Source organism: Bradyrhizobium cosmicum (assembly GCF_032290525.1).
In the GTDB taxonomy this organism is placed as follows: domain Bacteria; phylum Pseudomonadota; class Alphaproteobacteria; order Rhizobiales; family Xanthobacteraceae; genus Bradyrhizobium; species Bradyrhizobium cosmicum_A.
On sequence record NZ_JASXTA010000004.1, the window covers coordinates 322,296 to 344,280 of the forward strand.

A 21,985-nucleotide genomic window follows, 5' to 3' on the forward strand; every position below is an offset into this window, starting at 1 on the left:
AGCTGTGCTTGCGAAGATGGTCCGAAAAAGGGCAAAAGGCCGCACAGACCGTTTTCAGGAACGGTCCGTTTTGAGTTGACGAGACGGCCCTCAACCGAAGTATGTAGCGGATGCACAGCCCAAATCCAGACATGTCTCAGCTATTCGCGGACCGTCAGGCCCAGCGCAGCGCCCTGCATAACCGGCATCTGAACGAGCAGTTCGTTCGGGTTCTCAAGACCATCGGCTACGACGTCGGCTTCCAGAAAGGGCAGGGGCAGTACCTCTACGATCGCGAGGGCGCGCGCTATCTCGACCTGCTGTCCGGCTTTGGCGTGTTTGCGATCGGGCGCAATCATCCGGTCATGCGCGATGCGCTCAAGAGCGTGCTCGACGCCGACCTGCCCAACCTCGTTCAATTCGACGTCTCGGTCCTCGCCGGCGTGCTCGCCGAGCGGCTCTTGAAGTACGTTCCCTACCTCGACAAGGCGTTCTTCGCCAATTCCGGCGCCGAATGCGTCGAAGCCGCGATCAAATTCGCGCGCGGCGCCACCGGCCGCCCGGGCATCGTCTATTGCGCCCATGGCTATCACGGCCTGACCTATGGCGCGCTGTCGCTGACGGGCGATTCGAACTTCCGCACCGGTTTCGAGCCGCTGCTGCCGGGCTGCACGCCGGTGCCGTTCAACGATCTGGTCGCGCTGGAAAAGGCGCTGGCCTCGCGCGAGGTCGCAGCCTTCGTCGTCGAGCCGATCCAGGGCAAGGGCGTCAACATGCCCACCGACGAGTTCTTGCCCGGCGCGGCCGCGCTCTGCAAGAAATACGGCACGCTGTTCGTCGCCGACGAGATCCAGACCGGCATGGGCCGCACCGGCCGCTTCCTCGCGGTCGAGCACTGGAACGTCGAGCCCGACATGGTGCTGCTGTCGAAGTCGCTGTCCGGCGGCCATGTGCCGGTCGGCGCCGTGCTGACGCGCAAGAGCATCTTCGACAAGATTTTTAATCAGATGGACCGCGCCGTGGTGCACGGCTCGACCTTTTCCAAGAACGACCTGGCGATGGCCGCGGGCATCGCCACGCTCGACGTCATGGAGTCCGAGAAGCTGATCGAGTCCGCGGCCAAGCGCGGCGCCGAGCTGCGCCTTGCGCTGACTCGCATGGTGCCCGGCTACGAGCTGCTGAAGGAAGTGCGCGGCAAGGGCCTGATGATCGGCGTCGAGTTCGGTCCGCCGAAGTCGCTGCGCCTGCGCGCCTCCTGGAACGTGCTCGAGGCGGCCAACAAGGGCCTGTTCTGCCAGCTCATCACTGTGCCGCTGTTCAAGGATCACAAGATCCTGACCCAGGTCGCCGGCCACGGCAGCCACACCATCAAGCTGCTGCCCCCGCTCACCATCACCGAGGAAGACTGCGGCTGGATCGAGCGCGCCTTCGACGACGTCATCGCCGGCAGCCACAAGGTCCCCGGCGCGATCTGGTCGCTCGGCAAGACGCTGGTGGACAACGCGGTGCGACGGTCGGCATAAGGTCGATCGCTCAGGCCGCCTTGGGACCCTCCGCTACTTCGCATCCTCCAAAATCATCGCGGCGCCCTTCTCCGCAATCATCGCCGTCGGCGTGTTGGTGTTGCCCGAGGTGATGGTCGGCATGATCGAGGCATCGACGATGCGAAGGCCGCCGAGGCCGTAGAAGCGCAGGCGCTCGTCGACCACCGCCATCGGATCATTCGCCGCGCCCATCTTCGCGGTGCCGACGGGATGGAAGATGGTGGTGCCGATGTCGCCGGCGGCCTTGGCGAGCGAGGCATCGTCGTCGCCGACGGAGGGACCGGGCAGGTACTCGCTCGGGCGATACTTTGCCAGCGCCTTCTGCTGCATCAGGCGGCGGGTTGTGCGGATGGCATCGGCGCCGACCTGGCGGTCGTCGTCGGTCGACAGATAGTTCGGCGCAATGATCGGCTTCTCGTCCGGCGCCGCCCCGCGCAGCCGCACCGTGCCCCGCGAGGTCGGCTGGAGATTGCAGGCGCTGACGGTGATGGCGGGGAAGCGGTGCAGCGGATCGCCGAACTTGTCGAGCGATAGCGGCTGCACGTGGAACTGGAGGTTGGCGCGGGCGCGTGTCGCATCGGAGCGCGTGAAGATGCCGAGCTGCGACGGCGCCATGGTCAGGGGACCGCGGCGGCGGAAGGCGTAGTCGAGCCCCATCAGGCCGCGGCGGAGCAGATTGTAGTAGGTCTCGTTCAGCGTGCGGACCCCCTCGACCTTGTAGATCGCGCGCTGCTGGAGATGGTCCTGCAGATTGCGGCCGACGCCGGGCCTGTCCATGACGATGTCGATGCCGAGCGGCGACAGCCAGTCGGCGGGCCCGATGCCGGAGCGATGCAGCACCTGCACCGAGCCGATTGCGCCCGCCGAGAGGATCACCTCGCGTTTCGCGCGCGCCTCGATGATCTCGCCGTTCTGGATGAAGCGCACGCCGATGGCGCGGCCCTGCTCGATGATGAGGCGGTCGACCAGCACGTGCTTTTCGAGCCGCAGATTGGGGCGGTTCAGCGCGGGCTTGAGGAAGCCGCGCGCCGACGACCAGCGCCGGCCGCGCTTCTGGTTGACGTGGAAATAGCTCGTGCCTTCATTGTCGCCGGTGTTGAAATCCGGGATGCGCTTGATGCCCATCTCCTCGGCGGCGTCGCCGACGGCATCGAGAACGTCCCAGGACAGCCGCGGCGCCTCGATGCGCCAGCCACCGCCGGCGCCGTGATGCTCGCTGGCGCCGAGGAAGTGGTCCTCGAGCCGCTTGAAGAGCGGCAGCACGTCGTCATACCCCCAGCCGGTCATGCCGAGCTGGCGCCAATGATCGTAGTCGGCGGCCTGTCCGCGCATCGAGATCATGGCGTTGATCGCCGAGCAGCCGCCGATGACCTTGCCGCGGGGATAGGCGAGCGCGCGGCCGTTCAGGCCGGGCTCTGCCTCGGTCTTGAACATCCAGTCGGAGCGCGGATTGCCGATCGCGAAGAGATAACCGACGGGGATGTGGAACCAGATCCAGTTGTCGTCGCCGCCGGCTTCGAGGACGAGGACGCGGTTGTTGCGATCTGCCGACAGCCGGTTGGCGAGGATACAGCCGGCCGTACCGGCGCCAACGACAATGTAGTCAAACTCACCTTCGAGCCGCCTTGGCATTCTGCTTCCACCCGGATGGTCACTTCACGTTCCGTCCTAATAGGCAGACGCGGCGCATCGGGACAAGCCCGGCCATGAAGCTAGGACAGGCCTCCCCCCGATCCACTGCGGTTAGGTGGACCGACGCTTGCATGGTAGACAGTCCTGTATTCTCAACAAAGCTCGAGACTCTCCATGCCTATCGTGAACCGCGTCGCCGACCTCCAACCCGATATTCAGGCCTGGCGCCGGGACATCCATGAGCATCCAGAGTTGCTGTACGACGTCCACCGCACTGCAGCATTCGTCGCGGAGCGCCTGCGCGAGTTCGGCTGCGACGAGGTCGTGACCGGCCTCGGCCAGACCGGCGTGGTCGGCGTCATCAAGGGCAACAAGCCGGCAGGCGAGGGGCTCAAAGTGATCGGCATGCGCGCCGACATGGACGCGCTGCCTGTCGACGAGCAGACCAACCTGCCTTACGCCTCCAAGACCCCGGGCAAGATGCACGCCTGCGGCCATGACGGCCACACCGCGATGCTGCTGGGGGCGGCGCGCTACCTCGCCGAGACCCGCAACTTCGCGGGCGACGCCGTGGTGATCTTCCAGCCGGCCGAGGAGGGTGGTGCCGGCGGCGCGGCCATGGTCAAGGACGGCCTGATGGAGCGCTTCGGCATCGAGCAGGTCTACGGCATGCACAACGGCCCGGGCATTCCGATCGGCTCGTTCGCGATCCGGCCGGGCCCGATCATGGCGGCGACCGACGAGGTCGACATCATGATCGAGGGCCTCGGCGGCCATGCCGCGCGTCCGCACAAATGCGTCGATTCCGTACTGGTCGGCGCGCAGGTGATCACGGCGCTGCAGTCGATCGTCGCGCGCAGCGTCGATCCGCTGGACTCGGCCGTGATCTCGATTTGCGAGTTCCATGCCGGCAACGCCCGCAACGTCATTCCGCAGACCGCGACGCTGAGGGGCACCATCCGTACGCTGTCGCCGGAGGTGCGCAAGCTCGTCGAGAAGCGCGTGCACGAGGTGGTTGCGGGCGTGGCGCAGATCACGGGCGCCAAGATCGACCTGCACTACAAGCGCAATTATCCGGTGGTGGTCAATCACGCCGCGGAGACCGAGGTAGCCAAGCGCATCGCCAGGCAGGTCGCGGGCGAGGCCAACGTGCACGAGATGCCGCCGCTGATGGGCGGCGAGGACTTTGCCTACATGCTGGAAGCGCGCCCCGGCGCCTTCATCTTCTGCGGCAACGGCGACAGCGCCGGCCTGCACCATCCGGCCTACAATTTCAACGACGAGGCGATCGTCTACGGCACGTCCTACTGGGTCAAGCTGGTCGAGGAATCGCTCGCGGCGTCGTAGCGCCGAGCCGAAGGCACAAACGGAAAGGGCCCGTGCACCGCACGGGCCCTTTGTTTTTTCGGAATCTGATCGGCTTCAGAAGATCCGCGAGAAGATCACGTAGAGCGTGGCCGACAGCGCGATCGCGCAGGGCAGCGTCAGCACCCAGGCCATCAGCAAATTGCGGATGGTCGACCATTGCAGGCCCGAGCCGTTCGCGGCCATGGTGCCGGCGACGCCGGACGAAAGCACATGGGTGGTCGAAACCGGCAGGCCGAACACGTCGGCCGCGCCGATCGTGGCGGCGGCCACGAGCTCGGCCGAGGCGCCTTGCGCGTAGGTGAGATGGCTCTTGCCGATCTTCTCGCCCACGGTGATGACGATGCGCTTCCAGCCGACCATGGTGCCGAGCCCGAGCGCGATGGCAACCGCGATCTTCACCCAGGTCGGGATGAACTTCGTGGCAGCGTCGAGCGAGCCTTTGTAGGCGTTCAGGGTCGCGATCTCCTCCTTGTTGAGATCGTTCTCCTTGTCCTTCATCAGGAAGCGGATTGCTTCCGACGTCAGGTACATGTCGTTGCGGGTGTTGCCGACGGCTTCTGCCGGCACCTTGTTCAACGTGCCGTATTTGGCGACCTGATCGCCGACGTCCTTCACCAACACCGCGAGCGAGGGATAGGTGCCTTCGCTGATATGGCGCAGCGTGATGTATTGCGTCACCGTCGGTCGGGGATCGCCGATGATGCTGTGGCCGGCGCCCTTCGCCGAGATCACCTTGGAAGCGGCCTCCGAGGTCTTCTGGAATTGGGCGACCTGGGATTCAGGCAGCGCGCGGTTGAGGGCGTAGGCGGTCGGCACGGTGCCGATCAGGATCAGCATGATCAGGCCCATGCCCTTCTGACCGTCGTTGGAGCCGTGGGCGAAGCTGACGCCGGTGCAGGTCAGGATCAGCAGGCCGCGGATCCAGAGCGGCGGCGCCTTGTTGCCTTCGGGCGCGGCATAGAGTGCCGGGTTGCGCACGATGAATTTCAGCAGCAGCAACAGCGTGGCGGCGCAGATGAAGCCGAACAGCGGCGACAGCAGCAGCGCGTAGCCGATCTCGGTCGCCTTGGTCCAGTCCACGCCCGAGGTGCCGTCGCGGCCGCGCATAACGGCGTTGGCGATACCGACGCCGATGATCGAACCGATCAGCGTGTGCGAGGAGGAGGCGGGCAGTCCGAAGAACCATGTGCCGAGATTCCACATGATCGCGGCGATCAGAAGCGCGAACACCATCGCGAAGCCGGCACTGGAGCCAACCTGGAGGATCAGCTCGACCGGCAGCAGCGAGACGATGCCGAAGGCAACGGCGCCGGAGGAGAGCAGCACGCCGAGGAAGTTGAAGAAGCCCGACCACATCACAGCGAATTCGGCCGGCAGCGAATGGGTGTAGATCACCGTCGCCACTGCATTGGCGGTGTCGTGGAAGCCGTTGACGAATTCGAAGCCGAGCGCGATCAGGAGCGCGACGAACAGGAGGATGTAGGGCAGGTAGGTCGTCACCCGCATGCCGGTGGCGTTGATGTCGACATAGATGCTGTAGGCGACGAACAGCAGGCCCGCGGCGAGGATGCCGAAGAACAGGATCATCGTCAGCGGATTGAAGCCCTTGTCGAGATTTGGCCGCGAGGCCGGCTGGACGGGATCGGCTACCGCGCGGTCGAATGCAACATCGGTCATGTCTGAACGCCCCTTAACTTTCTGTAAGGGCTATTGTCCGCGATCGATTTGAAGGCTGGATGACAACCGAGGCGTGAAAACCGTTTTCTTGCCAGTCTTTACGCGGCCCGCGCGGCTTTCTTCTGCAAACCGGCGGCAATCTTCAAATCTTCGACAAAGCGTCGATATTCCAACGCCTTGGCTTCCGGATCCGGTAGCCGCAACAGATAGGACGGGTGCACCGTCACCAAAGCCTTGCGACCGTCGGGAAGATCGATCAGCCGGCCGCGGTTCTTGCCAATCGGGGTTATTTTCCCGAACACGCTCTGCGCAGCGGTGGCGCCCATCGCCACGATGAGATCGGGCTGGATTACTGAGACTTCCCGCTCATACCATTGCCGGCACGCCCGGATCTCCGGTGTCACCGGCTTCTGGTGCAGGCGGATTTTTCCGCGCGGCACGAATTTGAAATGTTTGACCGCGTTGGTGACATAGACCTTCTTGCGGTCGACGCCCGCCTCCTCCAACGCGCGGTCGAGCATCTTGCCGGCCGGACCGACGAAGGGGTGGCCCGCGAGGTCTTCCTTGTCGCCGGGCTGCTCGCCGACCAGCATGATGTTGGCGGACTTCGGGCCTTCGCCGAACACGGTCTGGGTCGCGTCCTTGTAGAGGTGGCAGGCGCGGCAGTGCGCGGCTTCCTCGCGAAGCGCTTCGAGATCGTCGGATGTAGCTTTGCGTCCCATGGTAGTCTCCGGACGTGGGGAGATCCGCCCGCCGGTCCAGCGTTCGGCATCAACGAGCAGAGGTTCAAGTATTGATGCTTCGTGGAGGTTCCTCCTGCGCTTCACCAGCGCGTCAGGCGTTGGCAACCGGTCCGGCTGGAAGTGGCGGCGCCAGGTTTCCTCCAGGTGGCCCGGTGCAGGCCTCTCCCTCCGGCTGATCCCGGGCGTGAAGGAGACCGCGTGGCCGTCCCAATGAGCGCAGACATCGGGCGAGAGGATCGACCAGGGTATGTCGGCAAAGCGGCGGACGAAAAACGGCGCGGCGAATGCGATGATGTGATGCTCCGGCTCGAACCAGGCGGCGTAATGCGCCTTCTGATCGCGTCCGATCTCGCGGAAACGGACGAGGTCGCGCATCCGCTGCACATCGCGTTGCACCGCGCCTGCCATCGCCGCGGCCTGCGTCACGTCGGGATCGGTGATCGCTTCCAGAAGATCGTGATCGGCCTTCAACCGCCACAGCAAGCGATTGAGCAGCGCAAAGCGCCCGTCGTCACGATGCAGGATCGTGATCCGGGCAAGCTCGATGAAATTGGCCGGCACGGTGAACGTGCTCTCAGTTTCGATCGGCGGAAGGCCTGGCGCTTCGGACAGGCCGGGCGGCAGCTGGTCTTTCGTTTGGCCTTGCACCTGCCACGTCACGTCCGCCGGCGCGATATGATGCAGCGCAAGCGCGCGTGCGGCTTGACGCCAGCCGTCGAAATCGGTCTCGCTGTCGAGGATTATAAGGTACATGACACCTGAATCCTGTTGATTTTTCTTATGAATCCGTAGGGGCGCCAATTCGATTGACTCTTCTGGCGCCGTTAGCTTTATATTAGAACATATCATGAACAAATGAGCCAGCCGCGGGTTCTTATTTTTGAGCCACGGCACCCACCTCAAAGGAGCGGCGAGCATGAGCGGCGCACGCATCAGCGCGCTTGCGATCCTGCGCGGCCAGATCGAGCGCATCGAAACGGCGGAGGTCGTGCATCAGCACGATCGCGTCGCGCTCGGCCATGGCGAGGCCGACAATGCCCTGAAGGGCGGACTCGCGCGTGCAGCGATCCATGAGGTGTTTTGCGAGGGGCGTCAGGGCGCGGCCGCGACGGGTTTCGTTACCGGACTTGCGGGCCGCGTGACGGCACGCAAACCGCTGCTGTGGGTGCGGCAGGATTTTTCGGAAATTGAAACCGGCGCGCTGTCGATGAGCGGGCTCGCCGAACTCGGCCTCGATCCGCGCCGCGTGGTGACGGTGCGTGCCGCCGACGTCGAGAGCGCGCTGCGCACCTCGGCCGATGCGCTGGCTTGCGATGCGCTCGGCGCCGTCGTGCTCGAGCTCTGGGGCGAGACCCGGCAGTTCGATCTGGTGGCGAGCCGCAAGCTGACGCTGGCCGCGCAGTCGTCGGGCGTCACTGGCTTGCTGCTGCGGATGGCCGCGCAGCCTTTGCCCTCGACCGCAGAGACACGATGGATGCTGCGCGCGGCGCATTCTCCGCCGGGCGCGGCTTCAATGCCTGCGGCGCCTTGGGACGTCTGGGGCGCGCCGCGCTTCGATGCCGAGCTCTTGCGCAATCGTCATGGCCCGTGTGGCCGGTGGATCCTGGAATGGAAGTGTGATGAGTGCCAGTTCTCTGAACCGTCGGCGTATCCTCAGCCTGTGGCTGCCGCGCCTGCCCATCGACCGGATTCAGCGTTTCTTGCAGGTGAGCAGCGGCGCGCAGGGTAAAGCGTTTTCAAGCGAAGTGGACGCCGGTTCGCGTGAAGAAAACGCGTCAAGACAAAAAGACGCGCCCACCATTGTCGTCATCAAGGACAACAATGCGCTGGTGATCCACGCGCTGGACGAGGCCGCCGAGCGCCTCGGCTTGCACATCGGCCAGCCGCTCGCGAATGCGCGGGCGATGTGCCCGGACTTGCGTGTGTTCGACGCCGATGTCGCGACCGATGCGAAGACGCTCAGCGACATCGCGGACTGGTGTGACCGCTTCACGCCGCTGGTGGCGCTCGATCCGCCGCACGGGCTGTTTCTGGACATCACCGGCTGCGCGCATCTGTTCGGCGGCGAGGCCGCGCTGCTAAAGACGCTGGTCCGTGCGCTCGCCCGCCAGGGCTTTGCCGTCAGCGCGGCGATCGCCGGCACCTCGGTCTGCGCGCGCACGCTGACGCGGCAGGCCTCAGGCACCATCGTTGCCGATGGCGGGGAGGCGGCGGCGATCAGCCGACTACCGGTGTCCGCGCTCGGTGCGAGCGAGGCCATCACCACCGGCCTGCGTCGCGCCGGTTTGAAGACCATCGGCGATGTCGCATCGCGCAGCTCCCACGAGATCACGGCGCGGTTCGGCGCCCGGTTCTCCACGTTGTTCGCGCATGCGCTGGGGCAGGGCGACGCGCCGATCAATCCGCGCAAACCGCTGCCCGATTACATCGTGGAGAAACGCTTTGCCGAGCCGATCGCGACCGACACCATGATCGCGATGACGCTGTCGCGGCTTGCGGATACATTGATTGCGTCGATGGAGAAGCAGGGCAAGGGCGCGCGACGGCTGGAAGCCGCCTTCTTCCGCACCGACGGCGTGGTGCGCGCGATCGTGGTCGAGACCGGACGTCCCGTGACGCGAAGCGCCGTCGTCGATCGCCTGTTTCGCGAGCGGCTCGATGCGCTCGCCGATCCCCTCGATCCCGGCTTCGGCTTCGACATGGTGCGGCTGTCGGCGAGCCGCACCGAGATCGTGGTGCAGGAGCAGCGCGATCTCGATGCGCATGTCCACGACAATGACGAGCTCACCGCGCTGATCGACCGCATCGCCGCGCGCATCGGCGGAAAGCGCGTCGTCGTGCACCTGCCGCAGGATACGCATATCCCCGAATGCGCGGTGCTGGCGGCGCCGGCGCAGCATCATCTCGCCGCCGCCATGCAGGCCGAATGGCCTGCGCGCGCGCAGAGCGAGCCGCCGCTGCGGCCCTTGCGCCTGTTCGACAGGCCGGAGCCGATCAAGGTGCCGTTCGCAACCGTGCCAGATGGTCCGCCGCATCAATTCACCTGGCGCCGTGCGCTGCATGCCGTGGTGCGGGTGGAAGGGCCCGAGCGCATCGCGATGGAATGGTGGCGGCAGGACGGCAAGCAACTGACGCGGGATTATTTCCGCATCGAGGATGCCGAGGGCCTGCGCTTCTGGATCTTTCGCGACGGCCTTTATGAAGGGGAATGCTTCGACGACGACGGCAAGCCCGTTCCTCCCGGCTGGTATGTGCACGGTCTCTTCGCATGATCACGCCCGCTTATGCCGAGATCGGCATCACCACCAACTTCTCCTTCCTGCGCGGCGGCTCGGATCCGCGCGCCTATGTGCATCAGGCGAGCATTCTCGGCATTCCCGTGATCGGCATTGCCGATCACAACACACTCGCCGGCGTGGTACGCGCCTACAAGGAGCTCGACAATGCCGAGGTGATGCACAAGCCGAAGCTGCTGATCGGCGCGCGGATCGTCTTCATCGACGGCACGCCCGACATTTTTGTCTATCCGCGCGACCGCGCCGCCTATGGCCGGCTGTGCCAGCTCCTCACCCGGGGCAAGCGCGGCGACGACATCACGCGGATCGAGAAGGGCGAATGCCGTCTCACTTTTGCTGACCTTCTGGAGTTTTCGGAAGGCCAACTCCTGGTCCTGACCATGCCGCATCGCTTCGATGCGGCGCAAGCGCTGGATGTTCTTGCAAGGCTCAGAGCAACCCATGCCGAAGGCGTGTGGCTGGCGGCGAGCCTGGTCTATCGCGGCGACGACCGGCGTCGCCTGGCGCGGCTCGATGATCTCGCTGCAAAAGCAAAAGTGCCGCTGCTTGCGACCAACGAGGTGCTGTATCATCATCCCGGCCGCCGTCCGCTTCAGGACGTGCTCACCTGCATCCGCGAAAAGACCACGATCGAGGCGGCCGGGCGGAAGCTCGAGGCCAATGCCGAACGCTTTCTGAAGACGCCACGCGAAATGGCGCGGCTGTTCCGTGACTTCCCCGACGCGATCGCGGAGACCATGCGTTTTGCCGACCGCATCGGTTTCTCGCTCGACCAGCTCAAATACCAGTATCCGGACGAGCCGGTGCCACCGGGCAAGACCGCGCAAGGGCATCTGGAGGATCTGACCTGGGCGGGCGTCGACAAGTACTTCGGCGGCAAGATCGATGACAAGCTGCGCGCGACCCTGAAGAAGGAGCTCGCACTGATCGCCGAGCTGAAATACGCGCATTACTTCCTCACCGTGCACGACATCGTGCACTATACGCGCAGCCAGAACATCCTGTGCCAGGGCCGCGGATCTGCGGCGAACTCGGCGGTGTGCTACGTGCTTGGCATCACCTCGGTCGATCCGACCAAGGTCGATCTGCTGTTCGAGCGGTTCATCTCCAAGGAGCGGCTGGAGCCGCCCGACATCGACGTCGATTTCGAGCATTCGCGGCGCGAGGAGGTGATGCAATATGTCTACCGTCGCTACGGCCGCCATCGCGCCGCGATCATCGCCACCGTCATCCATTATCGTCCGCGCAGCGCCATCCGCGACGTCGGCAAGGCGCTCGGCCTGACCGAGGACGTCACCGCCGCGCTCGCCGACACCGTGTGGGGAAGCTGGGGCAAGGGCCTCAACGACATGCAGGTCAGGCAGGCCGGGCTCGATCCGCAAAATCCCATGATCAACCTCGCGGTCGAGCTCGCGACCGAGCTGATCGAATTCCCGCGCCATCTCTCCCAGCATGTCGGCGGCTATGTGCTGACCCAGGACCGGCTCGACACCTATGTGCCGATCGGCAACGCCGCGATGGAGGACCGCACCTTCATCGAATGGGACAAGGACGACGTCGACGCGCTCAACATGATGAAGGTCGACGTGCTCGCGCTGGGCATGCTGACCTGCATCAGGAAATGTTTTGATCTGATCGCAGATCACAAAGGCAAGCGCTGGGTTCTGGCGAGTGTCCCGCAGGACGACCCCAAGGTCTACGACATGCTGTGCCTCGGGGAATCGCTCGGCGTGTTCCAGGTCGAAAGCCGCGCCCAGATGAACATGCTGCCGCGCCTGAAGCCGCGGACCTTCTACGATCTCGTCATCGAGGTTGCGATCGTGCGTCCCGGGCCCATCCAGGGCGACATGGTGCATCCTTACTTGCGGCGGCGAAACGGCTTGGAAAAAGTAAGCTATCCATCGCCGTCACCGGATCATGGCGACAAGGACGAGCTTTACAAGGTGCTGCACAAAACGCTCGGGGTGCCCCTGTTCCAGGAACAGGCGATGCGGATCGCGATCGAGGCGGCAAAATTCACCTCTGAGGAAGCCAACGGTCTGCGCCGCTCGATGGCGACCTTCCGAAATGTCGGCACCATCGGCCAATACGAGGAAAAGCTGATCGGCAACATGGTGGCGCGCGGCTACGATCCCGAATTCGCCAGGAGCTGTTTCGACCAGATCAAGGGCTTTGGCTCCTATGGCTTTCCGGAAAGCCACGCCGCGAGCTTCGCGCAACTCGTCTACATCTCCTCCTGGCTGAAGCATTATCACCCCGATGCGTTCTGCTGCGGCCTGCTGAACTCGCAGCCGATGGGCTTTTATGCTCCGGCACAGATCGTCAGTGACGCCCGCAAGAACGGCGTCGAGGTGCGCGACATCGATGTGTCCTACAGCTTTGCGCAGAACACGCTGGAGGAGGGGAGCGGCAAGTACTGCGCGGTACGTCTGGGTTTCCGCCAGATCGACGGTTTTCATTGGCTCGATGAGGATGAGGAGAGGCTGAAACGTTCTCAGCTGTCATTCCGGGGCGCGCCCCTTGGCGCGAACCCGGAATCCATCGGGCAGCATACGCTTGGCGGAATGGATTCTCAGATGCGCAATTGCGCATCAGAGCTCGCGCCAAGAGGCGCGCCCCGGAATGACAACATAGAGAAAGCCCAGGACTGGACCGACCGCATCGTCGCCGCCCGCAACCGGCGGCCCTTCACCTCGCTGGAAGACTTTGCTCGCGACACCGGCCTGCCTAAGCGCGCGCTGATCCTGCTGGCGGATGCCGACGCCTTCCGTTCGCTCAAGCTCGATCGCCGCGAGGCGCTGTGGCAGGTGCGACGGCTGCCCGACGACGTGCCGCTGCCGTTGTTCGAGGCCGCGACCGCGCGCGAGCAGCCGGACGAACACGCCAAACCACTGCCGGTGATGCCGCGTGCCGAGCAGGTCGTGGCCGACTACCAGACCATCCGGCTATCGCTGAAGGGACATCCGATGGAATTTTTGCGCGAGATGTTTTCGCGCGAGCGTGTCGTCGCCTGCAAGGATATCAGTCACGAGAACGAGCGGCGGCGCGTCCGCTGTGCCGGCGTGGTGCTGGTCCGGCAGCGGCCGGGCAGCGCCAGCGGCGTCGTGTTCATGACGCTGGAGGACGAAACCGGCATCGCCAATGTCGTGGTCTGGCCCAAGATCATGGAGCAGTACCGGAAAGAAGTGATGGGCGCGCGCCTCATCCTGGTCGAGGGTTATATCCAGAGCAGCCCCGAGAAGGTGACGCATCTGATCGCCCAGCGGATGATCGACCGCTCGCACGATCTGGTCGGCCTCGCCAACGACGCGCTTGGCCGTAAGCATCCGGTGCCGGCAGGCGCCGACCTGATCGAGCCTCTCAACGACGACCCCCGCGCCCACGCGGATATGCCGGCGCAAAAAATTCGCCATCCCCGCAACGTCCGCATCCTGCCGCCGTCGCGGGATTTCCATTGAGGGGGTGGCGCGGGCTGCCGCAATGACGAGTTTGTTGCGACGGTATCGCGCCTCAGTCTCAGTCGTCATACCCCGCGAAAGCGGGGTATCCAGTACGCCGCGGCTTCTCGGATCCAGCCGCGCTGCCTCTGGAATACTGGATCGCCCGGTCAAGTCGGGCGATGACAGTGTGCCCTCTAAAAATTCACCCGGTTCGAGATCGCACCATCCACGACGAGGTTGGAACCCGTGGTGAACCCCGACACTGGGCTCGCCAGAAACACCGCCGCGCTCGCGATCTCCTGCGGCGTCGCCATGCGTCCGGTCGGATTGCGCTTCATCGCGTCGTTGTAACGCTCGGGCATGTTCTGCTCGATCATGTTCCAGACGCCGCCCTTGAAATAGACCGTGCCGGGCGACACCACGTTGACGCGGATTTTCTTCTTGGCGTATTGCCGAGCCAGCCCCTTGGCCATGTGGATCAGCGCCGCCTTGATCGGGCCGTAGGAGCTGGCGAGATCGGCCTGTGCCGCCGAAATCGAGGAGATGATGACGAAGGCGGCGTCACCGCTTGCCTCTCCGCTGGCTTCGAGGAAGGGCCGTGCGGCGTCGAACGCATGCACGGCGCCGAGCAGGTCAAGCCGAAAATTCTGTTCCCACGACGCGGCATCGTGGCCTTGCGCCATCGCGCCCGCGTTGGAGAACAGCATATCGACGCGGCCGAGCTCTTTTGCAGCAGTCTCGATCCAGGATTTCAGCGCCGCGCCGTCGGTGACGTCGACCGGACCGCCGGTGGCGCGGATACCGCTGGCTTTCAGTTCGGCGACGGTGGCGGCAACCTGATCCGCGTTGCGCGCGCATACCGCGACATTGCTGCCTTCATCAGCCAGCGTCGCCGCAATCGCCCGCCCGATGCCGCGCGTGCCGCCGAGGACGATGGCGTTCTTTCCCTTGAGACCGAGATCCATTGTTGACTTTCCTTCTTGTTGGTCGTGCGAAGCCTCGTCGCGTGAAGATATCGAAGTCGTTGTCGGTGTCATACCCCGCGAAAGCGGGGTATCCAGTACGCCGTGACGTCCCGGCTCTATATCAGTGTCTCTGGGATACTGGATCATCCGCCTTCGCGGACGATGACACCGAGTAAATGGTCAGGAGCGCGCCCGTTCACTCTGGCGCAGCCCCCACCGGCGGGCCGCCGGGCGGACGATGCAGGAAGGTCAGTGACGCATAGGCGCCGGCCCAGGAGCCGATTGCCGCGAAGGCAACGTAGAACGCATTCTCGGTGTAGCTGATCACGGCGTAAGAGGAGAGCAGGTACCAGACCGCGCTCCAGTTCGCCGCCGGCACGCGTTTGCGCGCGATCACGGCCGAGGTGAACATGACATAGACCGCGTCGGTGGCCGCCGTTGCGATGAACACGGCGCCGGCGGTGAGGGGATCGATGGCGGCCATTGCGTTCCTTTGTGCGCTGATGGAAGCTCGGGAAAATAAGGGAGAGATGCAGTCATGCAAAGCCCTGCCGGCATTCTCAGCGATATCTGGAGCTCCATCGGCGGAGATTCTGCCGCGCTCGGCCGTGTGCGGCTGACCGGCGAGGAGCCGCAGATCCCATCGTCATTTCGCGTCGCTGTCGCCGGCCAGACCACGATCGCTGCCGCCGGCCTCGCCGCTGCCGAGATATGGAGACTGCGCAGTGGGGAGGCGCAGGATGTCTCCGTCGACATGCGCCACGCCGTCGCCGAATGCCGTTCGGAGCGCTATTGGCGCCTCGACGACAACCCGCCGCCTCCGGCCTGGGACGCCATCGCGGGCGTTTACAAAACCGGCGACGAGCGCTTCGTCCGCTGCCACACCAATTTCCCGCATCATCGCGACGCCGTCTGCAAGGTGCTCGGCTGCGAACCCGAGCGCGAGAAGGTGCAGGCTGCGCTGATGCAGTGGAAGGGCGAGGATTTTGAAACGGCGGCCTATGCGGCGGGTGGCGTCGTTGCGCTGATGCGGAGTTACGACGAATGGTCGGCGCTGCCGCAGGCGCGTGCGCTCGCTGAACTGCCGCTGATCTCGATCGAGAAGATCGGCGAGGCCGCACCAAAGCCGTGGCCAAAGGGCGATCGCCCGCTTGCGGGCCTTCGCGTGCTGGATCTGTCCCGTGTCATCGCAGGCCCCGTTGCCGGCCGCACGCTCGCCGCGCACGGTGCCGATGTGCTGCTCATCTCAGGCCCGGAGCTCCCCGCCATTCCCTGGCTCTCCATCGACACGGGCCGCGGCAAGCTCACCACCTTCATTGAACTGAAGCGCGAGGCGGGCAGGGCGCAGATGCGCGCGCTGTTGAGGGACGCCGATATCTTTTCGCAAGGCTATCGCCCGCATTCGCTCGCCGCTCTCGGCTTCGCGCCGGAGCACACAGCGCAGATCAGTCCAGGTATCGTCTACGTTACGCTATCCGCCTATGGCCACGCCGGCCCCTGGGCCGAGCGGCGTGGTTTCGACTCGCTGGTGCAGACGACGACCGGCTTCAACCACGCCGAAGGACAGGCCGCCGGCATTGACGGCCCCAAGGAATTGCCGGCACAGATACTCGACCACGCCACCGGCTACCTGATGGCATTCGGCGCGATGATGGCCAAGGCGCGCCAGGCCCGCGAAGGCGGCAGCTGGCACGTTCGCGTGTCGCTGGCCCAGACCGGGCGCTGGCTGTGGAATCTCGGCCGGCTCGATGGTGGCCTGAACATCCCGGATCTTACGGGGGAGGCCGTACATGCAGCATTCATCGAGAGCATGCCATCTGGATTCGGCACGTTGAAGGCGGTGCGCCATTCGGCGCTGCTGTCGACGACGCCGGCAGAATGGAGCCGTCCTGCGATGCCGCTCGGCAGTCATCCGGCACAGTGGCCGGTGCAAAGCTGACGTGAAGCTGACACGTCGCAATATTTTAACTCAGTTCGAAAGGTGCGAGGCGTTTTTTAGGTTGTTTGAAATCCCAATTCGGCACTATTAGCGCGATCGATAAGGCAGTCGTCTGCCGAGATCGTCGCAGACACGACCGGGCCCCATGGTAGTTGAAAATACCAAGAGATTGCAGGCGGTTACAAAACGACGGGTGATCGCATCCGTAGTTTTACTAGCTCTTGCCGGTGCCGGGGCCTACGGCTTCCTCCATGCGGGGCCGAAGGAAAAGAAGCACTCGGAGATTTCCAGCCAGTCGCGCAGGAATGCGCAGAACTTCACGCCGACACCGTCCGAATGGGCGACGCTGACGATCGAACCGGTCAAGGCCAAGACCTTCCGGGCCGAATATATCACCGAGGGCAAAGTCGCAGTCGACGAGGATCGTTCGACGCCGGTGTTCTCGCCCTATGCAGGCCGGGTCACCAAGCTTCTCGCCAAGCCGGGCGAGATGCTGAAGCAAGGTCAACCATTGTTCACCATCGAGGCCGCCGATACCGTGCAGGCCCAGAACGATTTCATCGCGGCGATGACTGCGCAGAACAAGGCGAAGTCGGCGATTGATCTTGCCGACATCCAGTTCAAACGCGCCAAGGATCTCTACGAGGGCCATGCCATTCCGCTGAAGGATTATCAGCAGGCAGAAGCGACCCAGGTCCAGGCGCAGAACGACCTGCGCTCCTCGGGGACGGCGATGGAGGCCGCGCGCAACAAGCTGCGTATCCTCGGCTTCACCGACGAGACCATCAAGGCGTTCCAGGACAAGGGCGCGATCAATCCGGAGGTCACGATCTACTCGCCGATCTCCGGCACCGTCGTGCAGCGCAAGATCGGCCCCGGCCAGTATGTCAGCGCCGGCGCCAGCGATCCTGTGTTCGTGGTCGGCGATCTCTCCACCGTTTGGCTTACCGCCTTCGTGCGCGAGAGCGATGCGGCCGCGATGTGCATCGGGCAGGATATCACCGTCAATGTGATGGCGCTCCCGGGGCGTCCGCTGACGGCCAAGATCAACTACGTGGCCACGGCGATCGACCCCGCCACGCGGCGCCTGCTGGTCCGGGCCACCATCGACAACAAGGACGGCGCGCTGAAGCCGGAGATGTTCGCCAACGTCACGATCTATTCGGCCGGCGACCGTGCAGCGCCCGCGGTGCCGAAGCAGGCGCTGATCTATGAAGGCGACCAGGTCCGCATCTGGGTTGCTCGCGAGGACAAGTCGGTCGAGCTGCGCCAGATCAAGATCGGCCTCATCAACGGCAATCTCGTCGAGGTCACCAGCAACCTGAAGCCCGGCGAACAGATCATCACCAGGGGCAGCTTGTTCATCGACCGCGCGGCGTCCGGCAGCTGATCGACGACCCAAGAAAATTGAAGACCTGAATGGATCGTCTCGTCGCTCTCGCCGTCAACCGGCGCTTCCTGATGGTCGGCATGTTCGTCGCCGTGTTGACCGGCGGCCTGATCGCCTTCAACCAGCTCAACATCGAAGCCTATCCCGACCCGACCCCGCCGATGGTCGACATCGTGACGCAAAGTCCGGGCCTGTCGGCGGAAGAGATCGAGCGCTACATCACGATCCCGATCGAGACCCAGGTCGCGGGCCTGAAGAACCTCACGACCGTCCGCACCATTTCGCTCTACGGCCTCTCCGACGTCAAACTCCAGTTCTCCTTCGCCTACACCTATGACGAGGCGCAGCAGCAGGTGCTGAACCGCTTGGCGCAGCTCGCACCTTTGCCGGGCAACGTGCAGCCACAGATCTCTCCGCTCAGCCCGATCGGCGAAATCTTCCGCTACCGCCTCGTCGGTCCGCCGAACTACAGCGTGCTCGATCTCAAGACCATCCAGGATTGGGTGCTCCAGCGCCGCTTCCGCGCCGTGCCGGGCGTGATCGACGTCACCGGGTGGGGCGGCAAGAGCAAGACCTACGAGATCCAGGTCGACTTCAACAAGCTGGTCGCGAACGGCCTGACGCTGCCGCAACTGCTCCAGGCGGTCGGCAATGCCAACGTCAATGTCGGCGGCAACACCGTCAATATCGGCCAGCAATCGGCGGTGGTGCGCGGCGTCGGCCTGATCCGTTCGATCGACGATCTCGCCAATACCATGGTCTCGCAGACAGGCGGCAATCCGGTGCTGGTCAAGGACGTCGCCACCGTCACAGTCGGCCAGAAGCCCCGTCTCGGTATCGCCGGCCTCGACGAGGCCGACGACATCGTGCAGGGCATCGTCCTGATGCGCCGCGGCGAGCAGAGCTCGCCGACCATCAAGCGCGTCCACCAGCTCGTTCAAACCATCAACGAGTCCAGCATCCTGCCGCCCGGCGTGCGCATCGAGCGAATCTACGACCGCGGCGATCTGATCGAGCTCACTACCCATACCGTGCTGCACAACATGGTGGTAGGCATTGTGCTGATCGTGCTGTTGCAGTGGATCTTCCTCGGTGATTTGCGGAGCGCGCTGATCGTCGGCGCCACGATTCCGTTCGCGCTGTTCTTCGCCGTGATCATCCTGGTGCTGCGCGGGGAATCGGCGAACCTGCTGTCGGTCGGCGCCATCGATTTCGGCCTGATCGTCGATGCCACGGTCATCATGGTGGAGGCGATCTTCCGCCGCCTGACGCAGACGACGCCGATGTCGGAAACAGAGCAGATGTCGAACGAGACGCTGTTCGGCATGAAGAGCCATGCCATCCTCAGCGCCGCGGCCGACGTTTCGCGCTCGATCTTCTTTGCCGCGGCGATCATCATCGCGGCGTTCCTGCCGCTGTTCACGCTCTCCGGCGTCGAAGGCAACATCTTCGGGCCGATGGCGCGCACTTATGCCTATGCGCTTGCCGGCGGCCTGCTTGCGACGTTCACCGTGACCCCTGCGCTGTCCGCGATCATCCTGCCGGCGCATGTTCATGAGACCGAGACCAGGATCATGCAGATCCTGCACCGGATCTACATGCCTGTGCTGAACTGGGCGGTCGCCAACCGTGGCATCATGCTCGGCGCCTCAGTCGGCCTCGTGCTGATGACGGTCGCGCTCACGCGGCTGCTCGGCCTCGAATTCCTGCCCAAGCTGGAAGAAGGCAATCTCTGGATTCGCGCCACGCTGCCGCCGACCATCTCGCTCCAGGAGGGCAACTCCTATGTCAACGAGATGCGCAAGGTGATCCGTGCCCGGCCGGAAGTGGAATCGGTGGTGTCGCAGCACGGCCGCCCCGACGATGGCACCGATGCGGCCGGCTTCTTCAACGCCGAGTTCTTCGCGCCCTTGAAGCCGGCCAGCCAATGGCCCGGCACGCGCGACAAGGAGGAGCTGACCGCACAACTGCTCAAGCAGCTCGACGACCGCTTCCCCGGCGTCGAGTTCAACTTCTCGCAATATCTCCAGGACAACGTCTCCGAAGCGGTCTCCGGCGTGAAGGGCGAGAACTCGATCAAGCTGTTCGGCAGCGATCTCCAGGCGCTCACCGATACCGCCAACAAGATCAAGTCGGTGCTGTCGACCGTGCAGGGCGTGACCGATCTGGCGGTGTTCACCTCGCTCGGCCAACCGACCGTCCAGATCGACATCGACCGCGCCAAGGCCGCCCGCTACGGGCTCGCGCCCGGCGACATCAACGCCACCATCAAGGTCGCGATCGGCGGCGATACCGCGGGCGATCTCTACGAGCCCGGCTCCGACCGCCACTTCCCGATCATCGTCCGCCTCGCGCCGGAATATCGCCGGAGCGCCGAAGCGATCCAGAATTTGCGCATCGGCGCGCCCGGCCCGAACGGCACCGTCACGCAGATTCCCCTGAGCGAGGTCGCCACCATCAGCCTCGTCTCCGGTGCGGCCTATGTCTACCGCGAGCAGCAGGAGCGCTATCTGCCGATCAAGTTCTCGGTGCGCGATCGCGACCTCGGCAGTGCGATCCGCGAGGCGCAGCGGAAGATCGCCGAGCAGGTGCATCTGCCGCCCGGTTCGCGCATGGAATGGGTCGGCGAGTTCGGCAATCTCCAGGACGCGATCCGCCGGCTCTCGATCGTGGTGCCGATCTCGCTGGCGCTGATCGGCGTCCTGCTCTGGTTCAATTTCGGCTCGATGACCGACACGCTGCTCGCCATGAGCGTGATCCCGATGGCGATCTTCGGCGGCGTGCTCGGCCTCTTGATCACCGGCACCGCCTTCAGCGTCTCCGCGGCGATCGGCTTCATCGCGCTGTTCGGCATCGCGGTAATGGACGGCATCATCATCCTGTCGCAGTTCAACCAGCTGATCGAAGAAGGCATGGACCGCGTGAGTGCGGTGATACGCACCGGCGAGCTGCAGCTCCGGCCCGTGCTGATGACTTGCGTCGTGGCGGGCGTCGGCCTGTTGCCGGCGGCGCTGTCGGAAGGCATCGGCTCGCAGGTGCAGAAGCCGCTCGCCGTCGTCGTCGTCACCGGCATGATGCTCGCGCCGGTCGTGATCCTGGTGACCTTGCCGGTGCTGATCTCCTTCTTCTCCCGCCGCGCGCGCTGACGCTCATTGTTTGAGCATGATCTTGTCGGACAAGCGCTACACACTTTTCCGGATCATGCTCTCTCTCACAACATCCGCTGCGCGATCCGTATCAGCATCGTGGTGCCGAGCCCGAGCAGCATCAGGCTCGCGAACCGGCTGCTCAACGACAGCATCCGCGGCGTCAGCCGTGATCGCGCGGTGGCGACGATCGTGCTGAGCATCATCCACCAGACCGCGGAGCCGACGAAAACTCCCGCGAGCAGCGGTGCCGCCGCGGCCTGCGCAGAGAATGCGTGCAGAGCCGCCAGAAACAGGATGACCGTCAGCGGATTGGTGAACCCGAGCGCCATGGCGCTGAGATAGGCGCGCGCCAGACGCACTTTGTCGATCTCGCCGGTCTCCTCAAGCGCGATGGAACCGCGATGGGCCCGCATCGCGAACCACAGCAGCGTGAGAGCGGAGACGATGCCTACGGCCGCCGCGTTCGCCTCGACCCATGGCTGTGCGAGCGAGCCGAGGCCCAGAACCGCAAAGGCGCTGTAGGTGAGATGCACAGTTGCTGCACCGAAACCTGTTGCGAGGCCTGTGGCCATGCCCGATGCCAATGTGCGCTGAATGCACAGCATGCCCATCGGCCCGATCGGGGCGGCGACGGTGAAACCAATTCCCATGCCGGAGAAAAGCGCGGCAAGATAATGCGATAAAGGCATGCGACCGCACGAACAGATGAAATCTGTGCATGTGCGTACCGACGAAAACGAATTGCCGCTTCAACCATACGGGTGAGAAGCGAAAGCAAACACGAACACGTTCGTGTGAGTCCATTGTCGTTGTGCTCTCGCGACAACGGTTCCACTGCTCAATGTGGAACCGGTCGCATGTCG

General features: G+C 64.4%; 14 protein-coding genes. 8 read left to right on the forward strand and 6 right to left on the reverse strand.

The window, feature by feature from the left end:
* Positions 1-110: 110 nt before the first annotated feature.
* A complete protein-coding gene (gene hpnO / locus QSV46_RS09985) occupies positions 111-1,502 on the forward strand; it encodes an aminobacteriohopanetriol synthase HpnO (RefSeq protein ID WP_314949809.1) in 1,392 nt (463 codons plus the stop codon).
* 33 nt (positions 1,503-1,535) lie between these two features.
* On the opposite strand, the gene QSV46_RS09990 is transcribed toward hpnO, so the two are convergent.
* Complete coding sequence (locus QSV46_RS09990) at positions 1,536-3,155, reverse strand: GMC family oxidoreductase (protein ID WP_314949810.1); 1,620 nt, start codon at positions 3,153-3,155, stop codon at positions 1,536-1,538.
* A 174-nt stretch (positions 3,156-3,329) separates the two neighbouring features.
* Here QSV46_RS09990 and QSV46_RS09995 point away from each other — a divergent pair, with 174 nt between their 5' ends.
* Positions 3,330-4,502, forward strand: a complete 1,173-nt coding sequence (locus QSV46_RS09995; RefSeq protein ID WP_314949811.1) for a M20 aminoacylase family protein — start codon at positions 3,330-3,332, stop codon at positions 4,500-4,502.
* Between the two features lie 75 nt (positions 4,503-4,577).
* Here the strand turns inward: QSV46_RS09995 and QSV46_RS10000 are convergent, their stop codons facing one another.
* Together QSV46_RS10000 and QSV46_RS10005 are read right to left on the reverse strand one after the other, a co-directional pair.
* On the reverse strand, positions 4,578-6,200 hold the full coding sequence (locus QSV46_RS10000; protein ID WP_314949813.1) for an inorganic phosphate transporter: 1,623 nt from the start codon (positions 6,198-6,200) through the stop codon (positions 4,578-4,580).
* 98 nt (positions 6,201-6,298) lie between these two features.
* The gene (locus QSV46_RS10005) at positions 6,299-7,696 is read right to left on the reverse strand and encodes a UdgX family uracil-DNA binding protein (protein WP_314949815.1); all 1,398 of its coding nucleotides are present in this window, start codon (positions 7,694-7,696) and stop codon (positions 6,299-6,301) included.
* A 163-nt stretch (positions 7,697-7,859) separates the two neighbouring features.
* Here QSV46_RS10005 and QSV46_RS10010 point away from each other — a divergent pair, with 163 nt between their 5' ends.
* From QSV46_RS10010 to QSV46_RS10020, 3 genes are read left to right on the forward strand one after another with little or no spacing between them, the layout of a single operon-like run.
* Positions 7,860-8,672 (forward strand): DNA repair protein, encoded by an 813-nt coding sequence (locus tag QSV46_RS10010; protein WP_314949816.1) that lies wholly within the window; start codon positions 7,860-7,862, stop codon positions 8,670-8,672.
* Positions 8,563-10,215, forward strand: a complete 1,653-nt coding sequence (locus tag QSV46_RS10015; RefSeq protein WP_314949818.1) for a DNA polymerase Y family protein — start codon at positions 8,563-8,565, stop codon at positions 10,213-10,215. The genes QSV46_RS10010 and QSV46_RS10015 overlap by 110 nt, the downstream gene beginning before the upstream one ends.
* A complete protein-coding gene (locus QSV46_RS10020) occupies positions 10,212-13,697 on the forward strand; it encodes an error-prone DNA polymerase (RefSeq protein ID WP_314949819.1) in 3,486 nt (1,161 codons plus the stop codon). The genes QSV46_RS10015 and QSV46_RS10020 overlap by 4 nt, the downstream gene beginning before the upstream one ends.
* A 176-nt stretch (positions 13,698-13,873) precedes the next feature.
* Here the strand turns inward: QSV46_RS10020 and QSV46_RS10025 are convergent, their stop codons facing one another.
* Together QSV46_RS10025 and QSV46_RS10030 are read right to left on the reverse strand one after the other, a co-directional pair.
* Positions 13,874-14,644 carry an SDR family NAD(P)-dependent oxidoreductase gene (locus QSV46_RS10025; RefSeq protein ID WP_314949821.1) on the reverse strand — a complete coding sequence of 257 codons (771 nt, stop codon included), beginning with the start codon at positions 14,642-14,644 and terminating at the stop codon, positions 13,874-13,876.
* 196 nt (positions 14,645-14,840) lie between these two features.
* Positions 14,841-15,128, reverse strand: a complete 288-nt coding sequence (locus QSV46_RS10030; protein WP_008136644.1) for a hypothetical protein — start codon at positions 15,126-15,128, stop codon at positions 14,841-14,843.
* Positions 15,129-15,182: 54 nt separating this feature from the next.
* Between QSV46_RS10030 and QSV46_RS10035 the strand changes: the two genes are divergently transcribed.
* From QSV46_RS10035 to QSV46_RS10045, 3 genes are all read left to right on the forward strand, one after another.
* Complete coding sequence (locus QSV46_RS10035) at positions 15,183-16,583, forward strand: CoA transferase (protein ID WP_314949827.1); 1,401 nt, start codon at positions 15,183-15,185, stop codon at positions 16,581-16,583.
* Positions 16,584-16,728: 145 nt separating this feature from the next.
* Complete coding sequence (locus QSV46_RS10040) at positions 16,729-17,973, forward strand: efflux RND transporter periplasmic adaptor subunit (protein WP_314949829.1); 1,245 nt, start codon at positions 16,729-16,731, stop codon at positions 17,971-17,973.
* A 29-nt stretch (positions 17,974-18,002) separates the two neighbouring features.
* On the forward strand, positions 18,003-21,119 hold the full coding sequence (locus tag QSV46_RS10045) for a CusA/CzcA family heavy metal efflux RND transporter (protein WP_314949830.1): 3,117 nt from the start codon (positions 18,003-18,005) through the stop codon (positions 21,117-21,119).
* 65 nt (positions 21,120-21,184) lie between these two features.
* On the opposite strand, the gene QSV46_RS10050 is transcribed toward QSV46_RS10045, so the two are convergent.
* On the reverse strand, positions 21,185-21,811 hold the full coding sequence (locus QSV46_RS10050) for a LysE family translocator (protein WP_314949831.1): 627 nt from the start codon (positions 21,809-21,811) through the stop codon (positions 21,185-21,187).
* Positions 21,812-21,985 lie beyond the last annotated feature (174 nt).

What these genes read in the sequence shown, in the direction of transcription:
- QSV46_RS10005 (WP_314949815.1), bottom strand. Translation starts at nt 7,696, where the DNA reads ATGTACCTTATAATCCTCGACAGCGAGACCGATTTCGACGGCTGGCGT.
- QSV46_RS09995 (WP_314949811.1), top strand. Translation starts at nt 3,330, where the DNA reads ATGCCTATCGTGAACCGCGTCGCCGACCTCCAACCCGATATTCAGGCC.
- QSV46_RS10010 (WP_314949816.1), top strand. Translation starts at nt 7,860, where the DNA reads ATGAGCGGCGCACGCATCAGCGCGCTTGCGATCCTGCGCGGCCAGATC.
- QSV46_RS10040 (WP_314949829.1), top strand. Translation starts at nt 16,729, where the DNA reads ATGGTAGTTGAAAATACCAAGAGATTGCAGGCGGTTACAAAACGACGG.
- QSV46_RS10030 (WP_008136644.1), bottom strand. Translation starts at nt 15,128, where the DNA reads ATGGCCGCCATCGATCCCCTCACCGCCGGCGCCGTGTTCATCGCAACG.
- QSV46_RS10020 (WP_314949819.1), top strand. Translation starts at nt 10,212, where the DNA reads ATGATCACGCCCGCTTATGCCGAGATCGGCATCACCACCAACTTCTCC.
- QSV46_RS10025 (WP_314949821.1), bottom strand. Translation starts at nt 14,644, where the DNA reads ATGGATCTCGGTCTCAAGGGAAAGAACGCCATCGTCCTCGGCGGCACG.
- QSV46_RS10000 (WP_314949813.1), bottom strand. Translation starts at nt 6,200, where the DNA reads ATGACCGATGTTGCATTCGACCGCGCGGTAGCCGATCCCGTCCAGCCG.
- QSV46_RS10015 (WP_314949818.1), top strand. Translation starts at nt 8,563, where the DNA reads ATGAGTGCCAGTTCTCTGAACCGTCGGCGTATCCTCAGCCTGTGGCTG.
- QSV46_RS09990 (WP_314949810.1), bottom strand. Translation starts at nt 3,155, where the DNA reads ATGCCAAGGCGGCTCGAAGGTGAGTTTGACTACATTGTCGTTGGCGCC.
- hpnO (WP_314949809.1), top strand. Translation starts at nt 111, where the DNA reads ATGCACAGCCCAAATCCAGACATGTCTCAGCTATTCGCGGACCGTCAG.
- QSV46_RS10045 (WP_314949830.1), top strand. Translation starts at nt 18,003, where the DNA reads ATGGATCGTCTCGTCGCTCTCGCCGTCAACCGGCGCTTCCTGATGGTC.
- QSV46_RS10050 (WP_314949831.1), bottom strand. Translation starts at nt 21,811, where the DNA reads ATGCCTTTATCGCATTATCTTGCCGCGCTTTTCTCCGGCATGGGAATT.
- QSV46_RS10035 (WP_314949827.1), top strand. Translation starts at nt 15,183, where the DNA reads ATGCAAAGCCCTGCCGGCATTCTCAGCGATATCTGGAGCTCCATCGGC.